Below are 15,721 nucleotides of genomic sequence, written 5' to 3'. Positions count from 1 at the left end.
GGGGTCACTTGTCGCGCTCGGTTTCCAGTACGGCCTGCATCACGCTCTTGGCGATCGGCGCGGCCAGCTTGCCACCGGCGATGTCGCCGCGGAGGGTGTCGGACCCTTCGATGACGACCGCGACCGCGACCGGCGAGCCGTCGTCCCCCTTGGCGTAGGAGATGAACCACGCATAGGGGTTCTTGCTGTTGGCGACGCCGTGCTGGGCGGTGCCGGTCTTGCCACCGACCGTGACGCCCGGGATCTGGGCGCTGGTGCCGGTGCCCTCCTTGACCACGGTCTCCATCATGCTCTGCAGCTTCTGGGCGTTCTCCGAGCTGAGCGGCTGGCTCATCTGCTCCGGGTCGGTCTGCTCGATGGTGTTGAGGTTGGGGGCGCGCAGCGAGTCGACCATGTACGGCTTCATCAGCTTGCCGTCGTTGGCGACAGCGGCGGCGACCATCGCCATCTGCAGCGGGGTGGCCCGGTTGTCGAACTGGCCGATGGCCGACATCGCGTTGCCAGGACGGTCCATGTCCTCGGGGTAGACGCTGGAGTAGGCGCGGACGGGGGTGTCGACCGTCTCGTTGAAGCCGAACTTCTCCGCCTCCTTCCGCATCTCCTCCTTGCCGAGGTCGTCACCGAGCTTGCCGAAGACCGTGTTGCAGGAGTAGCGGAGTGCCTGCCGCAGCGAGGCGTTCTTGCAGGGGATGTTCCCCTCGTTGGGCAGGGGCTGGGTGGACAGCGGGAGCTTCCAGGGGTCCGGCGAGTTGGTCGGCGCGTCGATGTCGGTGTACTTGCCGTTCTCCAGCGCGGCCGCGGCGGTGACGACCTTGAAGGTCGAGCCGGGCGGGTAGGTCTGACGGAGCGCCCGGTTGAGCATCGGGTCGTCCTTGGACTTCTTCGGCTGGAGCCCGATCCACGCCTCCTTGTCCTTGGAGGTGGCGCCCGCGATCTTCGACGGGTCGTAGCTCGGGGTGGAGGCGAGGGCCAGGATCTTGCCGGTGCGCGGGTCGAGCGCGGCGACGGCGCCCTTCTTCTCACCGAGGCCCTTGAACGCGGCCTCCTGGGCCTTGCGGTTCAGGGTGGTGATGACGTCGCCGCCCTTCTGCTTCTTGCCGGTGATCATGTCGATCGTCCGGTTGAAGAAGAGGCGGTCGTCGTTGCCCGTAAGGATGCCGTCCTCGATCTTCTCGATCTGGTTGGCGTCGTACGCCTGCGAGGCGTAGCCCGTGACCGGCGCCCACATGGGGCCGTCCTTGTAGGTGCGCTTGTACTTGAAGTCGATGCCGTTGGTCTCGGCGGATCCGGTGATCGGCTGGCCGTCGACGATGATGTTGCCGCGCGGCTGGCTGTAACGGGCGATCAGAACCCGGTGGTTTCCGTCGCGGTTCTTCAGCTCGTCGGCCTGGACGTACTGGATCCAGTTGTCCCGCACCAGCAGGGCGAGGACGAGGAGTCCGCAGAAGATCGCGATTCGGCGCAGGGGCTTGTTCACGGTCGGACCACCTGGGTCATCTCGGCGTCAGTGGTGGGGGCGGGCGCCGGCGCCGGGCGGCGCGCGGTGTCGCTGACCTTGATCAGAATGGCGACGAGCGCCCAGTTGGCGATGACGGACGAACCACCCTGCGCGATGAACGGCATGGTCATACCGGTCAGCGGGATGAGGCCCATCACACCGCCCGCGACGACGAAGACCTGGATGGCGAAGGCCGCGGACAGGCCGATGGCGAGCAGCTTGCCGAACGGGTCACGGGCGGCGAGGGCGGTGCGCACACCGCGCTCCACGATCAGGCCGTAGAGCAGCAGGAGCCCCATGGTGCCCGCGAGCCCGAGCTCCTCGCCGACCGTGGCCAGGATGAAGTCGGAGTTGGCGGCGAAGCCGATGAGGTCGGAGTTGCCCTGGCCGAGGCCGGTGCCGAAGACGCCGCCGGAGCCGAAGGCCATCAGCGCCTGGGCGATCTGGTCACTGCCTCCGTTCTTGGCCACCTCGAAGGGCTGGAGCCAGGCGTCCACACGCGACTGGACGTGCGGTTCGAAGGTGGCGACGCCGACCGCTCCGGCCGCGGACATCAGCAGACCGAAGACGATCCAGCTGGTGCGCTCGGTGGCGACGTACAGCATCACGACGAAGAGGCCGAAGAACAGCAGCGAGGTGCCCAGGTCGGTCTCGAAGACCAGGATGAGGATGCTCATCCCCCAGACCACCAGGATCGGGCCGAGGTCGCGGCCGCGCGGCAGGTACAGCCCCATGAAGCGGCGGCTGGCCAGGGCGAGCGCGTCCCGCTTGACCATCAGATAGCCGGAGAAGAACACGGCGATGATGATCTTGGCGAACTCACCGGGCTGGATGGAGAAGCTGCCGACGGTGATCCAGATGCGGGCGCCGAAACGCGCCGGGAAGAACATCGGAAGGATCAGCAGGATCAGCGCCGCCACCATGGAGATGTAGGTGTAGCGCTGGAGGAGGCGGTGGTCCTTGAGCAGGATCAGCACGCCGACGAAGAGGGCGACGCCCAGCGCCGAGTAGATCAGCTGGTTGGGGGCCGAGGGCGCGAAGGCCAGCCCGGCGTCCTTCGCCCGCTGGGCCAGCCGCCTGGACTGGTCCAGCCGCCAGATGAGCACCAGCCCCAGCCCGTTGAGGAGCGTGGCGATCGGCAGCAGCAGCGGGTCCGCGTACGGCGCGAACTTCCGGACCACCAGATGGCCGACGCCGGCCAGCAGACCGAGCCCGAGGCCGTAGCTGAGCATGCCGGAGGGCATCTCGTCGCTGAGCGCCAGGCCCGCGTTGGCGTAGGCGAAGACCGGAATGATCACCGCGAAGACGAGCATGGCCAGCTCGGTGTTCCGCCTGCTCGGCGGCCCGGCCGTACTGATCGTCGTCGTATTGGTCGTACTACTGCTCATGGGTGGACGGCCCCTTACGGCTTCACTGCTGGGCGCTGCTGCACTGCGGGACCAACTTCTTCTCCTCCTCCGAGAGGGTGGGGCCGGGCTTCGGAGTGGGAGACGTCGTCGGCGTGGGCTTGGTGGTGGCCTTGGCGGCGCGCGTCCCGAGCTGGTTCTCGGTCTTCTGGTCCCCGGGCTTGCCACTGCTGCTCCCGGACGGGTCGGCGCTGTTGGAGGCGCCGCCACTGGGTGACTTGTCGCCCTTGCCCTTGTCACCGCCGGTGAGGTCCTTCTGGCTCTCCTCGGCTTTCTCCTGGGCATCGGCCTTCTTGCAGGCGCTGGCGAGGGTGGCGAGGTCCTTGGTCTTGTCCTGGGCCTGGCCCAGTCCGCTGACCGTGATGGTGTCCTCCACACGGCCGCGCTGGTCGGGCGGGAGGTACTTGAGTTCGATCTCGCGGTGGTCCTCATGGACCTTGTTGAGCTTGATCCAGGCCAGATCCTGGCTGATGCCCTGGTAGATCGCGACATGGTCGCCGTTGGAGCCCACGTAGTACTGCGTCTGGGTCCAGCGATAGCCGCCGTAGAGGCCGCCACCGATCACGGCGAGGCCGAGCACGATGAAGAGCGACCGCTTGGCCCATGTCTTGCGGCCGCTCTTCTTGGTGAAGTCGCCGTCGGCGTAGTCGCCGTAACTGCCCTGCGGCACACCGCCGATGGCCGGATCGCCGCTGCCGGGCGGTCCGAAGCCGCCGTGCGCGTCGCCCTGCTGCGGCGGTACGGACCGGCCGAGCTCGGCGGCCCGGCCCGCGGGGGTGTGCGCGGCACCGCCGTCCCCGAGCGGGATCTGGTTCTCGGCGACCGCGCCCACGATCACGGGAGTGTCGTTGAGCTGGGCGGCGAGGGTGTCGGCGCCGTCGACGTCCAGGACGTCGGCGACGATGCAGGTGATGTTGTCGGGGCCGCCGCCGCGCAGCGCGAGCTGGATCAGGTCCTGCACGGTCTCGTGCGGGCCCTGGTAGTTGGCGAGGGTGTCCTCGAGGGTCTGGTGGCTCACGACGCCGGACAGGCCGTCGGAGCAGATCAGATAGCGGTCACCGGCCCGGACCTCGCGGATGGACAGATCGGGCTCGACGTGGTCGCCGCTGCCCAGCGCGCGCATCAGCAGGGAGCGCTGCGGGTGGGTGCCCGCCTCCTCCTCGGTGATCCGGCCCTCGTCGACCAGGCGCTGCACCCATGTGTGGTCCTGGGTGATCTGGGTGAGCACCCCGTCGCGCAGCAGATACGCGCGCGAGTCGCCGACATGCACCAGACCGAGCCGCTGGCCGGTCCACAGCAGGGCGGTCAGCGTGGTGCCCATGCCCTCCAGCTGCGGGTCCTCCTCGACCATGACGCGCAGCTGATCATTGGCCCGCTGCACGGCGGTGCCGAGGGAGGTCAGAATGTCCGAGCCCGGGACGTCGTCGTCGAGCTGGACGAGGGTGGAGATCACCTCGGAGCTGGCGACCTCGCCGGCGGCCTGGCCACCCATGCCGTCGGCGATCGCGAGCAGCCGGGGACCGGCGTAGCCGGAGTCCTCGTTGCCCTCCCGGATCATGCCCTTGTGCGATCCGGCCGCGAAACGCAGTGACAGACTCATGCGCACCTCGCCCGTCGGCTCCGGGTACAGCCCCTTGCCAACCACGCTGCCCACCCTCCGGTCGTCATGGTCCTACTACTTCCGCAGCTCGATGACGGTCTTGCCGATACGGATCGGCGCACCCAGCGGAATCGGTGTCGGTGTGGTGAGTCGGGTCCGGTCGAGATAGGTGCCGTTGGTGGACCCGAGATCCTCGACGATCCACTGGCCGTCACGGTCCGGGTAGATCCTGGCATGCCGGCTGGAGGCGTAGTCGTCGTCCAGCACGATTGTTGAATCGTGCGCACGGCCGAGGGTGATGGTCTGCCCCTGCAGGGCGACCGTGGTGCCGGTGAGCGTGCCCTCGGAGACCACCAGCTTGGTGGGGGCACCGCGGCCGCGGCGGCCCCCGGACTGCTGGCGCTGCGGCGGTGGCGCGCTCTGCTGCCGCTGCTGTTGCTGGGCCTGCGGCCGGTCGGGGGCGCCGCGCCGCGCCGAACCGCGCTGGGTCACGCGGGTCCCGAACAGGTCGCTGCGGATGACCTGGACGGCCACGATGACGAACAGCCACAGTACGGCGAGGAAACCCAACCGCATGACCGTGAGGGTCAGCTCTGACATTGCCCCCGCTTCACCCTTCGGCTTGCCGGTAAACGATGGTGGTGCTGCCCACGACGATCCGCGAGCCGTCGCGGAGCGTAGCGCGCGTGGTGTGCTGTCCGTCCACCACGATGCCGTTCGTCGACCCGAGATCCTGGATGGTCGGTGGGGTTCCGACCCGGATCTCGCAGTGTCTGCGGGAGACACCGGGGTCGTCGATCCGCACGTCAGCGTCGGTGGAGCGGCCCAGGACGAGCGTGGGCCGGGAGATCTGGTGGCGGGTGCCGTTGATCTCGATCCAGCGGCGGGTCTGACCCTGCGGCTGGGCTCCGACGCCGGCCGCCGCTCCGCCGCCGCGAGGCGCCGGACGGGCGCCGGGGGGCGCGGACGGCATCGGCGGGGCACCGGCGGGCTGGGCGGGGTAGCCGTAACCGCCGGGGCGCTGCTGCGGGGCCGCTCCGGCGCCGGCGCGGCCCGGCGCCTGCTCCGGGCTCTGGGACTCGCTGGAGGCCAGGGTCCGGCTGCGCACCCGGTACAGGCCGGTGTCGAGGTCCTCGGCCTTCTGCAGATGCACCTTGATGGCGCCCATGAAGGTGTATCGCTGCTGCTTGGCGTAGTCGCGGACCATACCGGCCAGCTCGTCGCCGAGCTGTCCGGAATACGGGCTGAGCCGCTCGTAGTCGGGCGCGCTCAGCTCGACGATGAAGTCGTTGGGGACGACCGTCCGGTCGCGGTTCCAGATCGTGGCGTTGTTGTCGCACTCGCGCTGGAGCGCCCCGGCGATCTCGACCGGCTGGACCTCGGACTTGAACACCTTGGCGAAGGTGCCGTTCACGAGGCCCTCGAGACGCTGCTCGAAGCGTTTCAGTACTCCCACCGGGCACCTCCTTCCTCAGTCGTGCTCTGGGTCGTCCTGGTACTGCTTACTGATCGTATCCACGCGTCGGGAAATCGGGTGGTTCCCCTTCCTGGCCCTGTGGAGCAGTGTCACCTCTCACAGGGATCGTAGAGGTGCCCTGACGACAGTGTCCCGCAACCGTGACGCTCTACGGACGGGTGGGGGCGGGGGCCTCGGTAACGGGTGTGATTGCACCCCGAGGGGCGTGCTAATGTTCTGGATGTCGGAAGGCGCTCCACACGAACCGGACGGATCAAGAACATCGAGCCGGGGAGCGGGGAGAGTGGCCGGACGGCAGCACCCATGCGCGGGTGGCGGAATAGGCAGACGCGCTGGATTCAGGTTCCAGTGCCCGAAAGGGCGTGGGGGTTCAACTCCCCCCTCGCGCACCAGTCGGAGCGGGTCTCTCCGGAGTGACGAAAGTCGCTCGGAGGGGCCCGCTTCGCGTTTGTGGCAGGAGTCTTCCAGGCTTCCTGGGAAACAGGCTTCCTGAGAAAGCGGCAGGGGCCTCCCGGGGAAGAGGAGGCCCCTGCGGCCTGATGTCCGGCGTGACCTGATCTCCGGTGGGACCGGATCAGTCGGGTCGGGCCGATCGGTCGGATCAGGCGGCAGCGAAGCGCGTGGCGAGCTCCTTGGCCTTGGCCGCGACGTCCTCATGGGCCTTCGCCTTGGAGGCGTCCGAGAGCTCGACCAGGTCGGCCATGGCCGGATTGCTGCGGGCCAACGTGAGTTCCGGCACAACGAAGGTGACATCGAGGCCGAGGCCGTCGCCCAGCGCCTTCCCGAGGTAGTTCGTCACGAACTCGAAGCTCTCCCGCGGGGTGCCCGGACCGTAACCGCCGCCGCGGCTGGCGACGACGATCGTCGGGGTGCCCGAGGTGGTGGTCTCCTCGGCGCCCGCGGTGCGGCCCATGATGATCACGTGGTCCAGCCACGCCTTGAGGGTGGAGGGAATCGTGAAGTTGTACATCGGAGCGCCGATCAGGACCACGTCGGCCTGCTCGAGCTCGCCGGCAAGGGTCTCGCGCAGGGCGAAGGCGGCGTGCTGCTCGGGGGAGCGCTGGTCGGGGGCGGCGAAACCGGCGGCGGCCGCGAGGCCGTCCAGGTGCGGCAGCGGCTCGGCGGCCAGGTCGCGATAGATCACCGTGCCGTTCGGGTGCTGGGCTTCCCATTCCTTGCGGAAGGTGGCCGTGACCGAGCGGGAAGCGGAGGCTTCGCCGGGGAAGACGGAGGTGTCGATGTGCAGAAGAGTCGGCATGGATGCCTCCAATGACAAGGCTCGGGAAGGAGCCAGTAATACCTACGTACCTACAGAAGGCACAGTAGCTTACTTTTTCGTAGTCCCGAACCAGAACGCAGTACTCTGTATTCCATGGCGAAGGATCGTGGGGACCACAGCGAGCAGGCCTGCAAGCAGGTCGACGGCGAGATGACGCGGTTCTTCGAGCTGTTCGGCAAGCGATGGACGGGGCTGATCGTGGCCGTGCTGACGGAGCGGGCGGCGTACTTCGCCGACCTGCGGCGGGCCATTCCGGGGATCAGCGAGCGGATGCTGTCGGACCGGCTCACCGAGCTCGCCACGGCGGGCCTGGTGGTGCGGGAGGTCGACGCCGGACCGCCGCTGCGGGTGGCCTACCGGCTGACGGACGCGGGGAACGCGCTGGAGCCCGCGCTGAAGGAACTGTCGCGGTGGGCGGAGAACCACCTGCCCTCGGGCGGCGAGGACTGCCCGAAGCAGTTCCGGGGCTGAGCCGGATCACGTTCTGATTCGGGGGCCCGGCTTCTGATCGGGGTTCGCCTTCCGGCTTCGGGCCCGGCTTCCGGTCCGGGAGCCGCCTCTGATCTGGGGTTTCGTCATGATCGTCAAGGTTTTCCACAGGCTCTGACGGGGTGGGGCGACAGGGGGTACGGTCGGCTCAGTCGATTCAGTCGATGTCGTGTGCGAGAAGGGCGGGGGCGCGATGACGGACGACCGGAGCGTTGAGGGCGACGGAGGCGGCGAGCGGGCGCCGAGCGGCGGGGATGGAGCGGGCGGGGCGGCCCGGCGGCTGCCGCCGGTTCCGGGCTTCGCCGTGTGGCACGGTGAGGGCCCCTCTCCCCGGCAGCAGGGCAAGACGCTGCGCAAGAGCGTGCCGCGCTCGGCGCATGCCGAGCCGCCGAGGGACACCGGGCGGCCGGACCCGGTGGCGGCGGTCGAGCGGTCCAACGCCGGTCGGCTGCCGGAGCTCACCCCGATCCGGGTCGGGCGGATGGCAGCCAACCCCTTCTCCTTTCTGCGCGGGGCCGCCGGGCTGATGGCGCACGACCTCACGACCACGCCGGTGACCGGTATCGGGGCCCAGCTGTGTGGCGATGCCCATGCCGCCAACTTCGGGATCTACGGGGATGCGCGCGGTGGCCTGGTCATCGATCTCAACGACTTCGACGAGACCGTCCACGGTCCGTGGGAGTGGGATGTGAAGCGGCTCGCGGTCTCGCTGGTGCTGGCGGGACGGGAGGCGGGCGCCGACGAGGACACCTGCCGGGCGGCCGCCCAGGACGCGGTGGGCGCCTATCGGCGCACGGTGCGGCTGCTGGCCAAGCTCCCGGCGACGGAGGCGTGGAACGCGATCGCGGACGAGGAGCTGGTCTCCCACACGGACGCCAAGGATCTGGTGGGCACGCTGGAGCGGATCTCCGAGAAGGCCCGGCGGAACACCAGCGCGCGGTACGCCGCCCGGTCCACCGAGCCCGTGCCGGGCGAGGAGGGCTCATCCGGCCGGCCGGAGGCCAGGCGCTTCGTGGACGCGCCGCCGGTGCTGCGAAGGGTGCCGGACGAGGAGGCGGCGGCGGTGGCCTCGTCGCTCGCCGGGTATCTGGGCACGCTGCCGGAGGACCGGCTGCCGCTGCTCTCGCGGTACGAGGTGCACGATGTGGCGTTCCGGGTCGTCGGCACGGGCAGTGTGGGCACCCGCTCCTATGTGGTGCTGCTGCTCGACCACCGGGGCGAGCCGCTGGTGCTCCAGGTGAAGGAGGCGCGCCCCTCCGCGCTGCTGCCGCATCTGGCGAAGGCCGGCTTCGAGGTGCCGGATGTCACACACGAGGGACGGCGGGTGGTGCTCGGCCAGAAGCGGATGCAGGTGGTCAGCGACATCCTGCTGGGGTGGACCACGGTGCGGGGGCGGCATTACCAGGTGCGGCAGTTCCGCAACCGCAAGGGAAGCGTGGACCCGGCGGCCCTGGCCGCGGACCAGATGGACGACTACGGGCGGATGACCGGGGCCCTGCTGGCCCGGGCGCACTCCCACAGCGCGGACCCCCGGATGCTGGCCGGTTACTGCGGTAAGGGGGAGGAGCTGGACGAGGCGGTGGCCGCCTTCGCGGTGGCGTACACCGATCGCACGGAAGCGGATCACTCCGCGCTGGTCAGGGCGGTGCGCAATGGACGGATAGCGGCCGAGATGGGGGTGTGAGGCGCGGGCGGGGGTGTGACCTCCGTCGCCGATCACCGCCGGACGTAGTCTGAGCGGGTGACGAATCCGGAAGCGCAGCAGCAGGCACGGCAGTCGATGTCGGACGCGGAGCCCCAGGCGGAGTCGCACGACCGGTCGCAGGAGGAGACTCAGGCCACCGAGCGGCTGGAGCGGGCGGTGCGCGCGGCCGAGCAGGCGCTGATCGAGTTCGAGATCGCGGTGGAGACCTTCCGGGTGGAGGTGGAGAACTTCTCCCGGCTGCACCACCAGCGGCTCGGGCCGATGTACTCGCGCCTCGACGAGCTGGACGCGCTGATCGCCGAGGCGCTCGCGGCCCGTACCGGCGATCCGGAAGACCTCCGCAAGGCCCGTGAGGCGCGGGGGCTGGTGCAGCCGATGCCGGGTGTGGAGGAGCTGTTCCACGGCTGGATCGATTCGGAGGGGCTCTCGCCGGAGGCGGCGGCGATGCTCACCGAGCGGCCCGTGCAGCCGCCGCCGCGGGTGCGGCCGAGCGAGGAGGCCCGCCGGATCTACCGGGATCTGGCCCGTAAGGCCCATCCCGATCTGGCCGAGGAGGAGACCGAGCGGGAGCGGCGCGGTGCCTTCATCGTGCGGGTCAACGCGGCATACGCGGCCGGGGACGAGGAGGCGCTGCGGGCGCTGGCCGAGGAGTGGGAAGCCGGTCCGCCGCCGCCGGAGCGGCGGGCGAGCCGCAGCGAGGAGCTGTACGCCCGGCTGGAGTGGCTGGCCGAGCGCAAGGAGATGCTGGCCGCGGTCGCCACGGAGCTGGAGTCGAGCGCGATCGGCGCGATGATCAAGATGGCGCCCGAGGACCCCGATGGGCTGCTGGACGAGATCGCCGAGCAGCTGTTGGCCCAGGCCTCGGAGAAGGAGGCCCGGCTCGCGGAGCTGGTGCGGTAGTAGGTTTGCCGCAGTTGCCGATGTCGTGTGAGAGGTGTGTTCGATGCATTTTGCCCAGCTTCCCCAGGTGGAGGCGGCGGCGGTACCGGCCGATGGCCTTCTGCTGGACGTCCGGGAGGACGACGAGTGGGCGGCCGGGCATGTCGAGGGCGCGCTGCACATCCCGATGGGCCAGGTCGTGGCGCGGTTCGACGAACTGACCGCGGCGGTTGGCGAGGGACACCGGGTGCATGTGATGTGCCGGGTCGGCGGCCGCTCCGCGCAGGTGACGCAGTATCTGGTCGCGCAGGGGCTGGACGCGGTGAACGTGGACGGCGGGATGCTCGCCTGGGACGCGGCGGGCCGGCCGATGGTGAGCGGCCCCGACGGCACCGCCGAAGGGGCCTTTGTGCTCTAGAAGTTCCCCTACTGATCTTCCCCCTGACCTTCCCCGCTGATCGGCGGGGCGCGCCGATCAGGCGAGGGGTGGGCGTCGGCCGAGTGGCGGGCGATCAGCCGAGGGGGTGGGCGGCGAGGAGTTCGCCCAGTGCCTCCTCATGGGCGGCGGCGGATCCCAGCGAAAGCTCAAGCTGCTTGCCCCAGGCGTGATAGCGGTGCAGGGGGTAGTCGGTGACCGCGCCGAAGCCGCCGTGCAGATGCTGGGCGGTCTGAACGACGCGGCGCACGCCCTCGGCGGCCCAGATCTTGGCCACGGCGACGTCTCCCCCGATGGGCAGCGCCCCGCTCACCGTGGGCCGCTCCTCGTCCAGGGACAGCCGCCAGGCCGCCTGCCACAGTGTGGCCTCCATGGCCCGCAGATCGATATAGCGGTCGGCGGTCTGCACGGCGACCGCCTGGAAGGTGGCGAGCGGGAAGCCGAACTGCTCGCGATTGCTCACATACGAGCTGGTGAGGTCCAGCACCGCCGACCCGAGGCCCAGGGCGAGGGCGCAGGTGCCGGTGGTGAGGAGATCGCGCAGCCATTCCCAGGCGCCGTCCGCGGTCAGCATCTCGCGGTCGGCGAGCCGCACCCCGTCCAGCCGGACCTCGGCCTGCCGCTCACCGCTGGTGGAGATCTGCTCCTCGAGCGTGACGCCCTCATGGTCGCGGGGGACCAGGGCGAGGACCGTACCGCCCTCCCCGGTGTGGGCCGGGATCAGCACGCGATCGGCGCCATGGGCCCAGGGGACCGCGGTCTGGACGCCGTCCAGCACCCAGCCCTCGCCGTTCCGCCGTGCCTGGACGGCGAGTTCGGCCGGGCCGTGGCCGGTGCGGCCGCTGGAGGCCGCGGTGAGGACCAGCTCACCGCGGGCGGCCCGGGGCAGCACATCGGCACACAGCTCGTCCCCGCCGTAGCGCTGCACGGCCAGCGCGGCGGCGCTGGACTCCAGCAGCGGCACCCGGGCCAGCACCCGGCCGCATTCCCGCAGCACCAGGCAGAGGGCAAGCGGGTCCAGGCCCGAGCCGCCGTGCCGGGGGTCGAGGGTCAGGCCCAGCAGATCGCCCTCGGCGAGCTTCCGCCACAGCGCGCGGTCGAGGTCGTCGGCGACGGCGCCCGCGGTCAGCGCGGGGCTGGGCACACTGTCCGGCGTGACGGAGGAGAAGACGGCCTTCGCCGCCTCGACGGCCGCCTGCTGCTCCTCGGTGAAGGTGAAGTCCACTGTCCGTACCTCCCGCGCCGCGGCTATATCTGACGGCCCGTCAAGATAGAACAGGTTCTACAAGAAGGGAACGCCGGTGCCGCGCCGGGGCATGTCAGCGGTCGAAGTCCAGCTCCACCCGCTCGCCCACCGGGTGGGACTGACAGGCCAGCACATAGCCCGCCTCCACCTCGTCCGGCTCCAACGCGAAGTTCCGGTCCATCCGCACCTCGCCGGAGACCAGGAAGGCCCGGCAGGTGCCGCAGACCCCGCCCTTGCACGCGTATGGCGCGTCGGACCGATTGCGCAGCACGGTCTCCAGCAGCGGCTCACCCTCCTGGACCGGCCAGGTGCCCGAGCGGCCGTCCAGGGTCGCCGTGACCGAGCTGTGCGAGGCGGCCGGGGCCGCGCCCGGTATGGGGACGCCCTCGGCGGGGGCGGCGTCCACATGGAAGATCTCCTGGTGGACCCGGCCACGGGAGACCCCGAGGCCGCGCAGCGCCCGCTCGGCGGCGCGCACCAGACCGTAGGGCCCGCACAGGAACCAGCCGTCCACCGAGGCGACCGGCAGCAGCACCGGCAGCAGCCCGGTCAGCCGCTCCTCGCCGAGCCGCCCGGACACCAGCCCGGCCTGCTGCTCCTCCCGGGAGAGCGCGCATACCAGCTGGAACCGGTCGGGCCAGCGGTCCTTGAGGTCGGCGACCTCCTCCAGGAACATCGTCGAGGCCGCGGTGCGGTCGCTGCGGATCAGACAGAAACGCGCCTCGGGCTGTCGGCTGAGCAGTGTGGCGGCGATGGACAGCACGGGGGTGATACCGCTGCCGCCGACGACCGCCGCGAAGTGACCGGGACGGGGCTCCAGGACGAAACGGCCCGCCGGGGCCATCACCTCCATGACCTCGCCCACCGCCAGCTCCTTGAGTGCATAGGTCGAGAACTCACCGCCCTCGACCAGCCGCACCCCGATCCGCAGGAACTCCGGGCCCTCCGCGCCCGGGGCCGGGGTGCAGATCGAGTACGTCCGGCGGATCTCCGCGCCATCGGCGAACCGGCGCACCGCGATGTGCTGCCCCGCCGCGAACCGGAATGTCTCCCGCAGCGCGGGCGGCACCAGGAGGGTGACCGCCACCGCGTCATCGGTGAGCCGGTCGACCGCCGCCACCCGAAGCGGGTGGAACGCGCCGTGGCGGGGCGTGACCCGCTTCACCGCCTCCGCGGCCATCACAACTCCTTGAAGTGGTCGAACGGTTCGCCACAGGCCGCGCAGCGGCGCAGCGCTTTGCAGGCGGTGGAGGAGAAGCGGCTGAGCAGCTCGGTCTCGGTCGAGCCGCAGCGCGGACAGCGCACGGCCAGGGCCACCGGAACCGGGCCGCCCGCCGTCGCGTCGAGCGGCGCGGGCGGCGCTATGCCGGACTCCGCCAGCTTGCGGCGGCCCTCGGCGCTGATCGCGTCCGTCGTCCAGGGCGGGGAGAGGACCGTACGCACGGCGACCTCGGGGACGCCATGGTCATGGAGCACCCGCTCGATATCGGTGGCCATCGACTCCAGCGCCGGGCAGCCGGTGTAGGTGGGGGTCAACTCGACCTCGACCCGGCCCGGCCCCAGCAGCCGCAGCCCGCGCATCACCCCCAGCTCGGCCAGGGACACCATCGGCAGCTCCGGGTCCGGCACGGATCCGGCCAGCCGCAACAGCTCCTCCTCCAGCGGGGTGAGGCCGGGGCCGGACGCGGGGGGAGTGGGCGCAGCGGGGGGCGTGGGCGTCACCATGTCGCCCCCGGGTGGCTGCGGTGCAGATGCTGCATCTCGGCGAGCATCCGGCCGAACGGCTCGCTGTGGATGCCCTGGCGCCCCGCGCCGGCCGCCCAGCCGTCGCGCCGCGGCCCCTCGGGCACCGTCAGGGTGGCGCGCTCCAGGACCGAGGTGATCCGGGTCAGCCAGGCGTCGTGCAGGGTGTGCCACTCCACCTCGCACCCCTCGACCGGCTCGAAGAGCTCACCGGTGAAGCGCCAGAGCACGTCCAGCCCGCGCCGCATCCGCTCATGGCTCTCCTCCGTGCCGTCGCCGAGCCGCAGGGTCCAGCGCTCGGCGTGGTCGCGGTGGTAGGCCACCTCCTTGACCGCCTTGGCGGCGAGCGGGGCGAAGGGGCCGGAGCCACGCGCCAGCCGCTCGTACAGCAGCTCCTGGTAGGTGGAGAAGTAGAGCTGGCGGGCGATGGTCCGGGCGAAGTCCCCGTTGGGCTGCTCGACCAGCTGGACGTTGCGGAACGCCCGCTCCTCGCGCAGATACGCCAGCTCGTCCTCGTCGCCGGCGAGGGAGAGCAGCACCCGGGCCTGGCCGAGCAGGTCGAGGGCGATATTGGCGAGCGCGACCTCCTCCTCCAGCACGGGCGCCTGCCCGGCCCACTCCCCCAGCCGGTGGGAGAGCACCAGCGCGTCGTCGCCCAGGGCGAGGGCCGCGGTCATAGGTGCCGCACCCCTTCCGGGATCGCGTAGAAGGTGGGGTGGCGGTAGGGCTTGTCGGCGGCCGGCTCGAAGAACGGATCCCGCTCGTCCGGGGAGGAGGCGGTGATCTCGGCGGACGGCACCACCCAGATCGAGACGCCCTCGGAGCGGCGGGTGTACAGATCCCGTGCGTTCCTCAGAGCCATTTCCGCGTCCGGGGCGTGGAGGGATCCGGCGTGGGTGTGCGACAGTCCGCGCCTGCTGCGGACGAACACCTCCCACAGCGGCCACTCGGCGCTCGGGCTGCCGCTCATGCCTGTGCCTCCCCGTGCTTTGCCGCGTACGCCGCGGCTGCCTCGCGCACCCAGGCGCCTTCCTCATGGGCCCGGCGCCGCTGGGTGATCCGCTGGGCGTTGCACGGCCCGTTTCCCCGCAGCACCTCGCGGAACTCGTCCCAGTCGATCGGGCCGAAGTCGTAATGCCCCCGCTCCTCGCTCCACCGCAGCTCGGGGTCGGGGAGGGTGAGGCCGAGGGATTCGGCCTGGGGGACGCAGATGTCGACGAAGCGCTGGCGCAGCTCGTCATTGGAGTGGCGCTTGATCTTCCAGGCCATGGACTGCGCGGAGTGGGCCGAGGCGTCATCCGGCGGACCGAACATCATCAGCGACGGCCACCACCAGCGGTCCACCGCGTCCTGTGCCATGGCGTGCTGGGCCTCGGTGCCCCGGCTCAGGGCCAGCAGCAGCTCGTACCCCTGGCGCTGGTGGAAGGACTCCTCCTTGCAGATGCGGACCATCGCCCGCGCGTAGGGCCCGTAGGAGCAGCGGCACAGCGGGACCTGGTTGGTGATCGCGGCGCCGTCCACCAGCCAGCCGATGGCGCCGACGTCGGCCCAGGTCAGCGTGGGGTAGTTGAAGATCGAGGAGTACTTCTGGCGGCCGCTGTGGAGCTTGTCCAGCAGCTCGTCCCGGCTGGTGCCCAGGGTCTCCGCCGCGCTGTAGAGATACAGGCCGTGGCCCGCCTCGTCCTGGACCTTGGCCATCAGGATCGCCTTGCGCCGCAGCGAGGGGGCGCGGGTGATCCAGTTCGCCTCCGGCTGCATGCCGATGATCTCGGAGTGGGCGTGCTGGGCCATCTGCCGCACCAGCGTGGCCCGGTACTCATCGGGCATCCAGTCACGCGGCTCGATGCGCTCGTCCGCGGCCAGGGCGGCGTCGAACACCGCCTCGTACGCTCCCGCGTCCGCCGCCATCGTCGTCATGCGAAGCCCCTCCGCCGTTCGTCTCCGCCGACCGGCCAGCCGACCG

General features: G+C 70.7%; 16 protein-coding genes and 1 tRNA gene. 5 read left to right on the top strand and 12 right to left on the bottom strand.

Annotated features, from left to right (window positions below):
- Nucleotides 1-4 precede the first annotated feature (4 nt).
- The 5 genes from ACMTAK_RS25770 to ACMTAK_RS25750 all read right to left on the bottom strand — a co-directional run bounded on the left by ACMTAK_RS25770 (nucleotide 5) and on the right by ACMTAK_RS25750 (nucleotide 5,960).
- Nucleotides 5-1,477, bottom strand: coding sequence for a peptidoglycan D,D-transpeptidase FtsI family protein (locus tag ACMTAK_RS25770; protein WP_413808402.1), 1,473 nt, complete (start codon nucleotides 1,475-1,477; stop codon nucleotides 5-7).
- Complete coding sequence (locus ACMTAK_RS25765) at nucleotides 1,474-2,886, bottom strand: FtsW/RodA/SpoVE family cell cycle protein (protein ID WP_413808401.1); 1,413 nt, start codon at nucleotides 2,884-2,886, stop codon at nucleotides 1,474-1,476. The genes ACMTAK_RS25770 and ACMTAK_RS25765 overlap by 4 nt, the downstream gene beginning before the upstream one ends.
- Nucleotides 2,887-2,908: 22 nt before the next feature.
- Nucleotides 2,909-4,504, bottom strand: coding sequence for a PP2C family protein-serine/threonine phosphatase (locus ACMTAK_RS25760; protein WP_413812992.1), 1,596 nt, complete (start codon nucleotides 4,502-4,504; stop codon nucleotides 2,909-2,911).
- Between the two features lie 75 nt (nucleotides 4,505-4,579).
- Nucleotides 4,580-5,104: an FHA domain-containing protein FhaB/FipA gene (locus tag ACMTAK_RS25755; protein WP_198278847.1), complete on the bottom strand. Its 525-nt coding sequence runs from the start codon at nucleotides 5,102-5,104 to the stop codon at nucleotides 4,580-4,582.
- A 10-nt stretch (nucleotides 5,105-5,114) separates the two neighbouring features.
- On the bottom strand, nucleotides 5,115-5,960 hold the full coding sequence (locus tag ACMTAK_RS25750; RefSeq protein ID WP_413808400.1) for an FhaA domain-containing protein: 846 nt from the start codon (nucleotides 5,958-5,960) through the stop codon (nucleotides 5,115-5,117).
- Nucleotides 5,961-6,286: 326 nt separating this feature from the next.
- Between ACMTAK_RS25750 and ACMTAK_RS25745 the strand changes: the two genes are divergently transcribed.
- Nucleotides 6,287-6,373, top strand: a tRNA-Leu gene (locus ACMTAK_RS25745).
- A gap of 209 nt (nucleotides 6,374-6,582) precedes the next feature.
- On the opposite strand, the gene ACMTAK_RS25740 is transcribed toward ACMTAK_RS25745, so the two are convergent.
- On the bottom strand, nucleotides 6,583-7,239 hold the full coding sequence (locus ACMTAK_RS25740; RefSeq protein WP_413808399.1) for an FMN-dependent NADH-azoreductase: 657 nt from the start codon (nucleotides 7,237-7,239) through the stop codon (nucleotides 6,583-6,585).
- A 114-nt stretch (nucleotides 7,240-7,353) separates the two neighbouring features.
- Here ACMTAK_RS25740 and ACMTAK_RS25735 point away from each other — a divergent pair, with 114 nt between their 5' ends.
- The 4 genes from ACMTAK_RS25735 (at nucleotide 7,354) to ACMTAK_RS25720 (ending at nucleotide 10,751) form a co-directional block, all read left to right on the top strand.
- The gene (locus ACMTAK_RS25735; RefSeq protein WP_413808398.1) at nucleotides 7,354-7,731 is read left to right on the top strand and encodes a winged helix-turn-helix transcriptional regulator; all 378 of its coding nucleotides are present in this window, start codon (nucleotides 7,354-7,356) and stop codon (nucleotides 7,729-7,731) included.
- 211 nt (nucleotides 7,732-7,942) lie between these two features.
- Complete coding sequence (locus tag ACMTAK_RS25730; protein WP_413808397.1) at nucleotides 7,943-9,433, top strand: DUF2252 domain-containing protein; 1,491 nt, start codon at nucleotides 7,943-7,945, stop codon at nucleotides 9,431-9,433.
- 96 nt (nucleotides 9,434-9,529) lie between these two features.
- On the top strand, nucleotides 9,530-10,354 hold the full coding sequence (locus tag ACMTAK_RS25725; protein WP_413812991.1) for a hypothetical protein: 825 nt from the start codon (nucleotides 9,530-9,532) through the stop codon (nucleotides 10,352-10,354).
- Between the two features lie 43 nt (nucleotides 10,355-10,397).
- Nucleotides 10,398-10,751, top strand: coding sequence for a rhodanese-like domain-containing protein (locus ACMTAK_RS25720; RefSeq protein ID WP_413808396.1), 354 nt, complete (start codon nucleotides 10,398-10,400; stop codon nucleotides 10,749-10,751).
- A 94-nt stretch (nucleotides 10,752-10,845) separates the two neighbouring features.
- On the opposite strand, the gene ACMTAK_RS25715 is transcribed toward ACMTAK_RS25720, so the two are convergent.
- From ACMTAK_RS25715 to paaA, 6 genes are all read right to left on the bottom strand, one after another.
- A complete protein-coding gene (locus ACMTAK_RS25715) occupies nucleotides 10,846-11,994 on the bottom strand; it encodes an acyl-CoA dehydrogenase family protein (RefSeq protein WP_413808395.1) in 1,149 nt (382 codons plus the stop codon).
- Nucleotides 11,995-12,088: 94 nt separating this feature from the next.
- Nucleotides 12,089-13,195, bottom strand: coding sequence for a 2Fe-2S iron-sulfur cluster-binding protein (locus ACMTAK_RS25710; RefSeq protein WP_413808394.1), 1,107 nt, complete (start codon nucleotides 13,193-13,195; stop codon nucleotides 12,089-12,091).
- A complete protein-coding gene (gene paaD / locus ACMTAK_RS25705; protein WP_413808393.1) occupies nucleotides 13,195-13,740 on the bottom strand; it encodes a 1,2-phenylacetyl-CoA epoxidase subunit PaaD in 546 nt (181 codons plus the stop codon). Before paaD ends, ACMTAK_RS25710 begins: the two co-directional genes overlap by 1 nt.
- On the bottom strand, nucleotides 13,734-14,435 hold the full coding sequence (gene paaC, locus ACMTAK_RS25700; RefSeq protein WP_413808392.1) for a 1,2-phenylacetyl-CoA epoxidase subunit PaaC: 702 nt from the start codon (nucleotides 14,433-14,435) through the stop codon (nucleotides 13,734-13,736). The genes paaD and paaC overlap by 7 nt, the downstream gene beginning before the upstream one ends.
- Nucleotides 14,432-14,728 carry a 1,2-phenylacetyl-CoA epoxidase subunit PaaB gene (gene paaB / locus ACMTAK_RS25695; protein ID WP_413808391.1) on the bottom strand — a complete coding sequence of 99 codons (297 nt, stop codon included), beginning with the start codon at nucleotides 14,726-14,728 and terminating at the stop codon, nucleotides 14,432-14,434. Before paaB ends, paaC begins: the two co-directional genes overlap by 4 nt.
- Complete coding sequence (gene paaA, locus ACMTAK_RS25690; RefSeq protein WP_138914775.1) at nucleotides 14,725-15,675, bottom strand: 1,2-phenylacetyl-CoA epoxidase subunit PaaA; 951 nt, start codon at nucleotides 15,673-15,675, stop codon at nucleotides 14,725-14,727. The genes paaB and paaA overlap by 4 nt, the downstream gene beginning before the upstream one ends.
- Nucleotides 15,676-15,721: the final 46 nt, after the last annotated feature.

The organism is Streptomyces lacaronensis, from assembly GCF_047337785.1.
GTDB classification, from domain to species: Bacteria; Actinomycetota; Actinomycetes; order Streptomycetales; family Streptomycetaceae; genus Streptomyces; species Streptomyces lycopersici.
The sequence above is the reverse complement of the archived record's forward strand: the minus strand, read 5'-3'. Positions and strand labels throughout refer to the sequence as shown.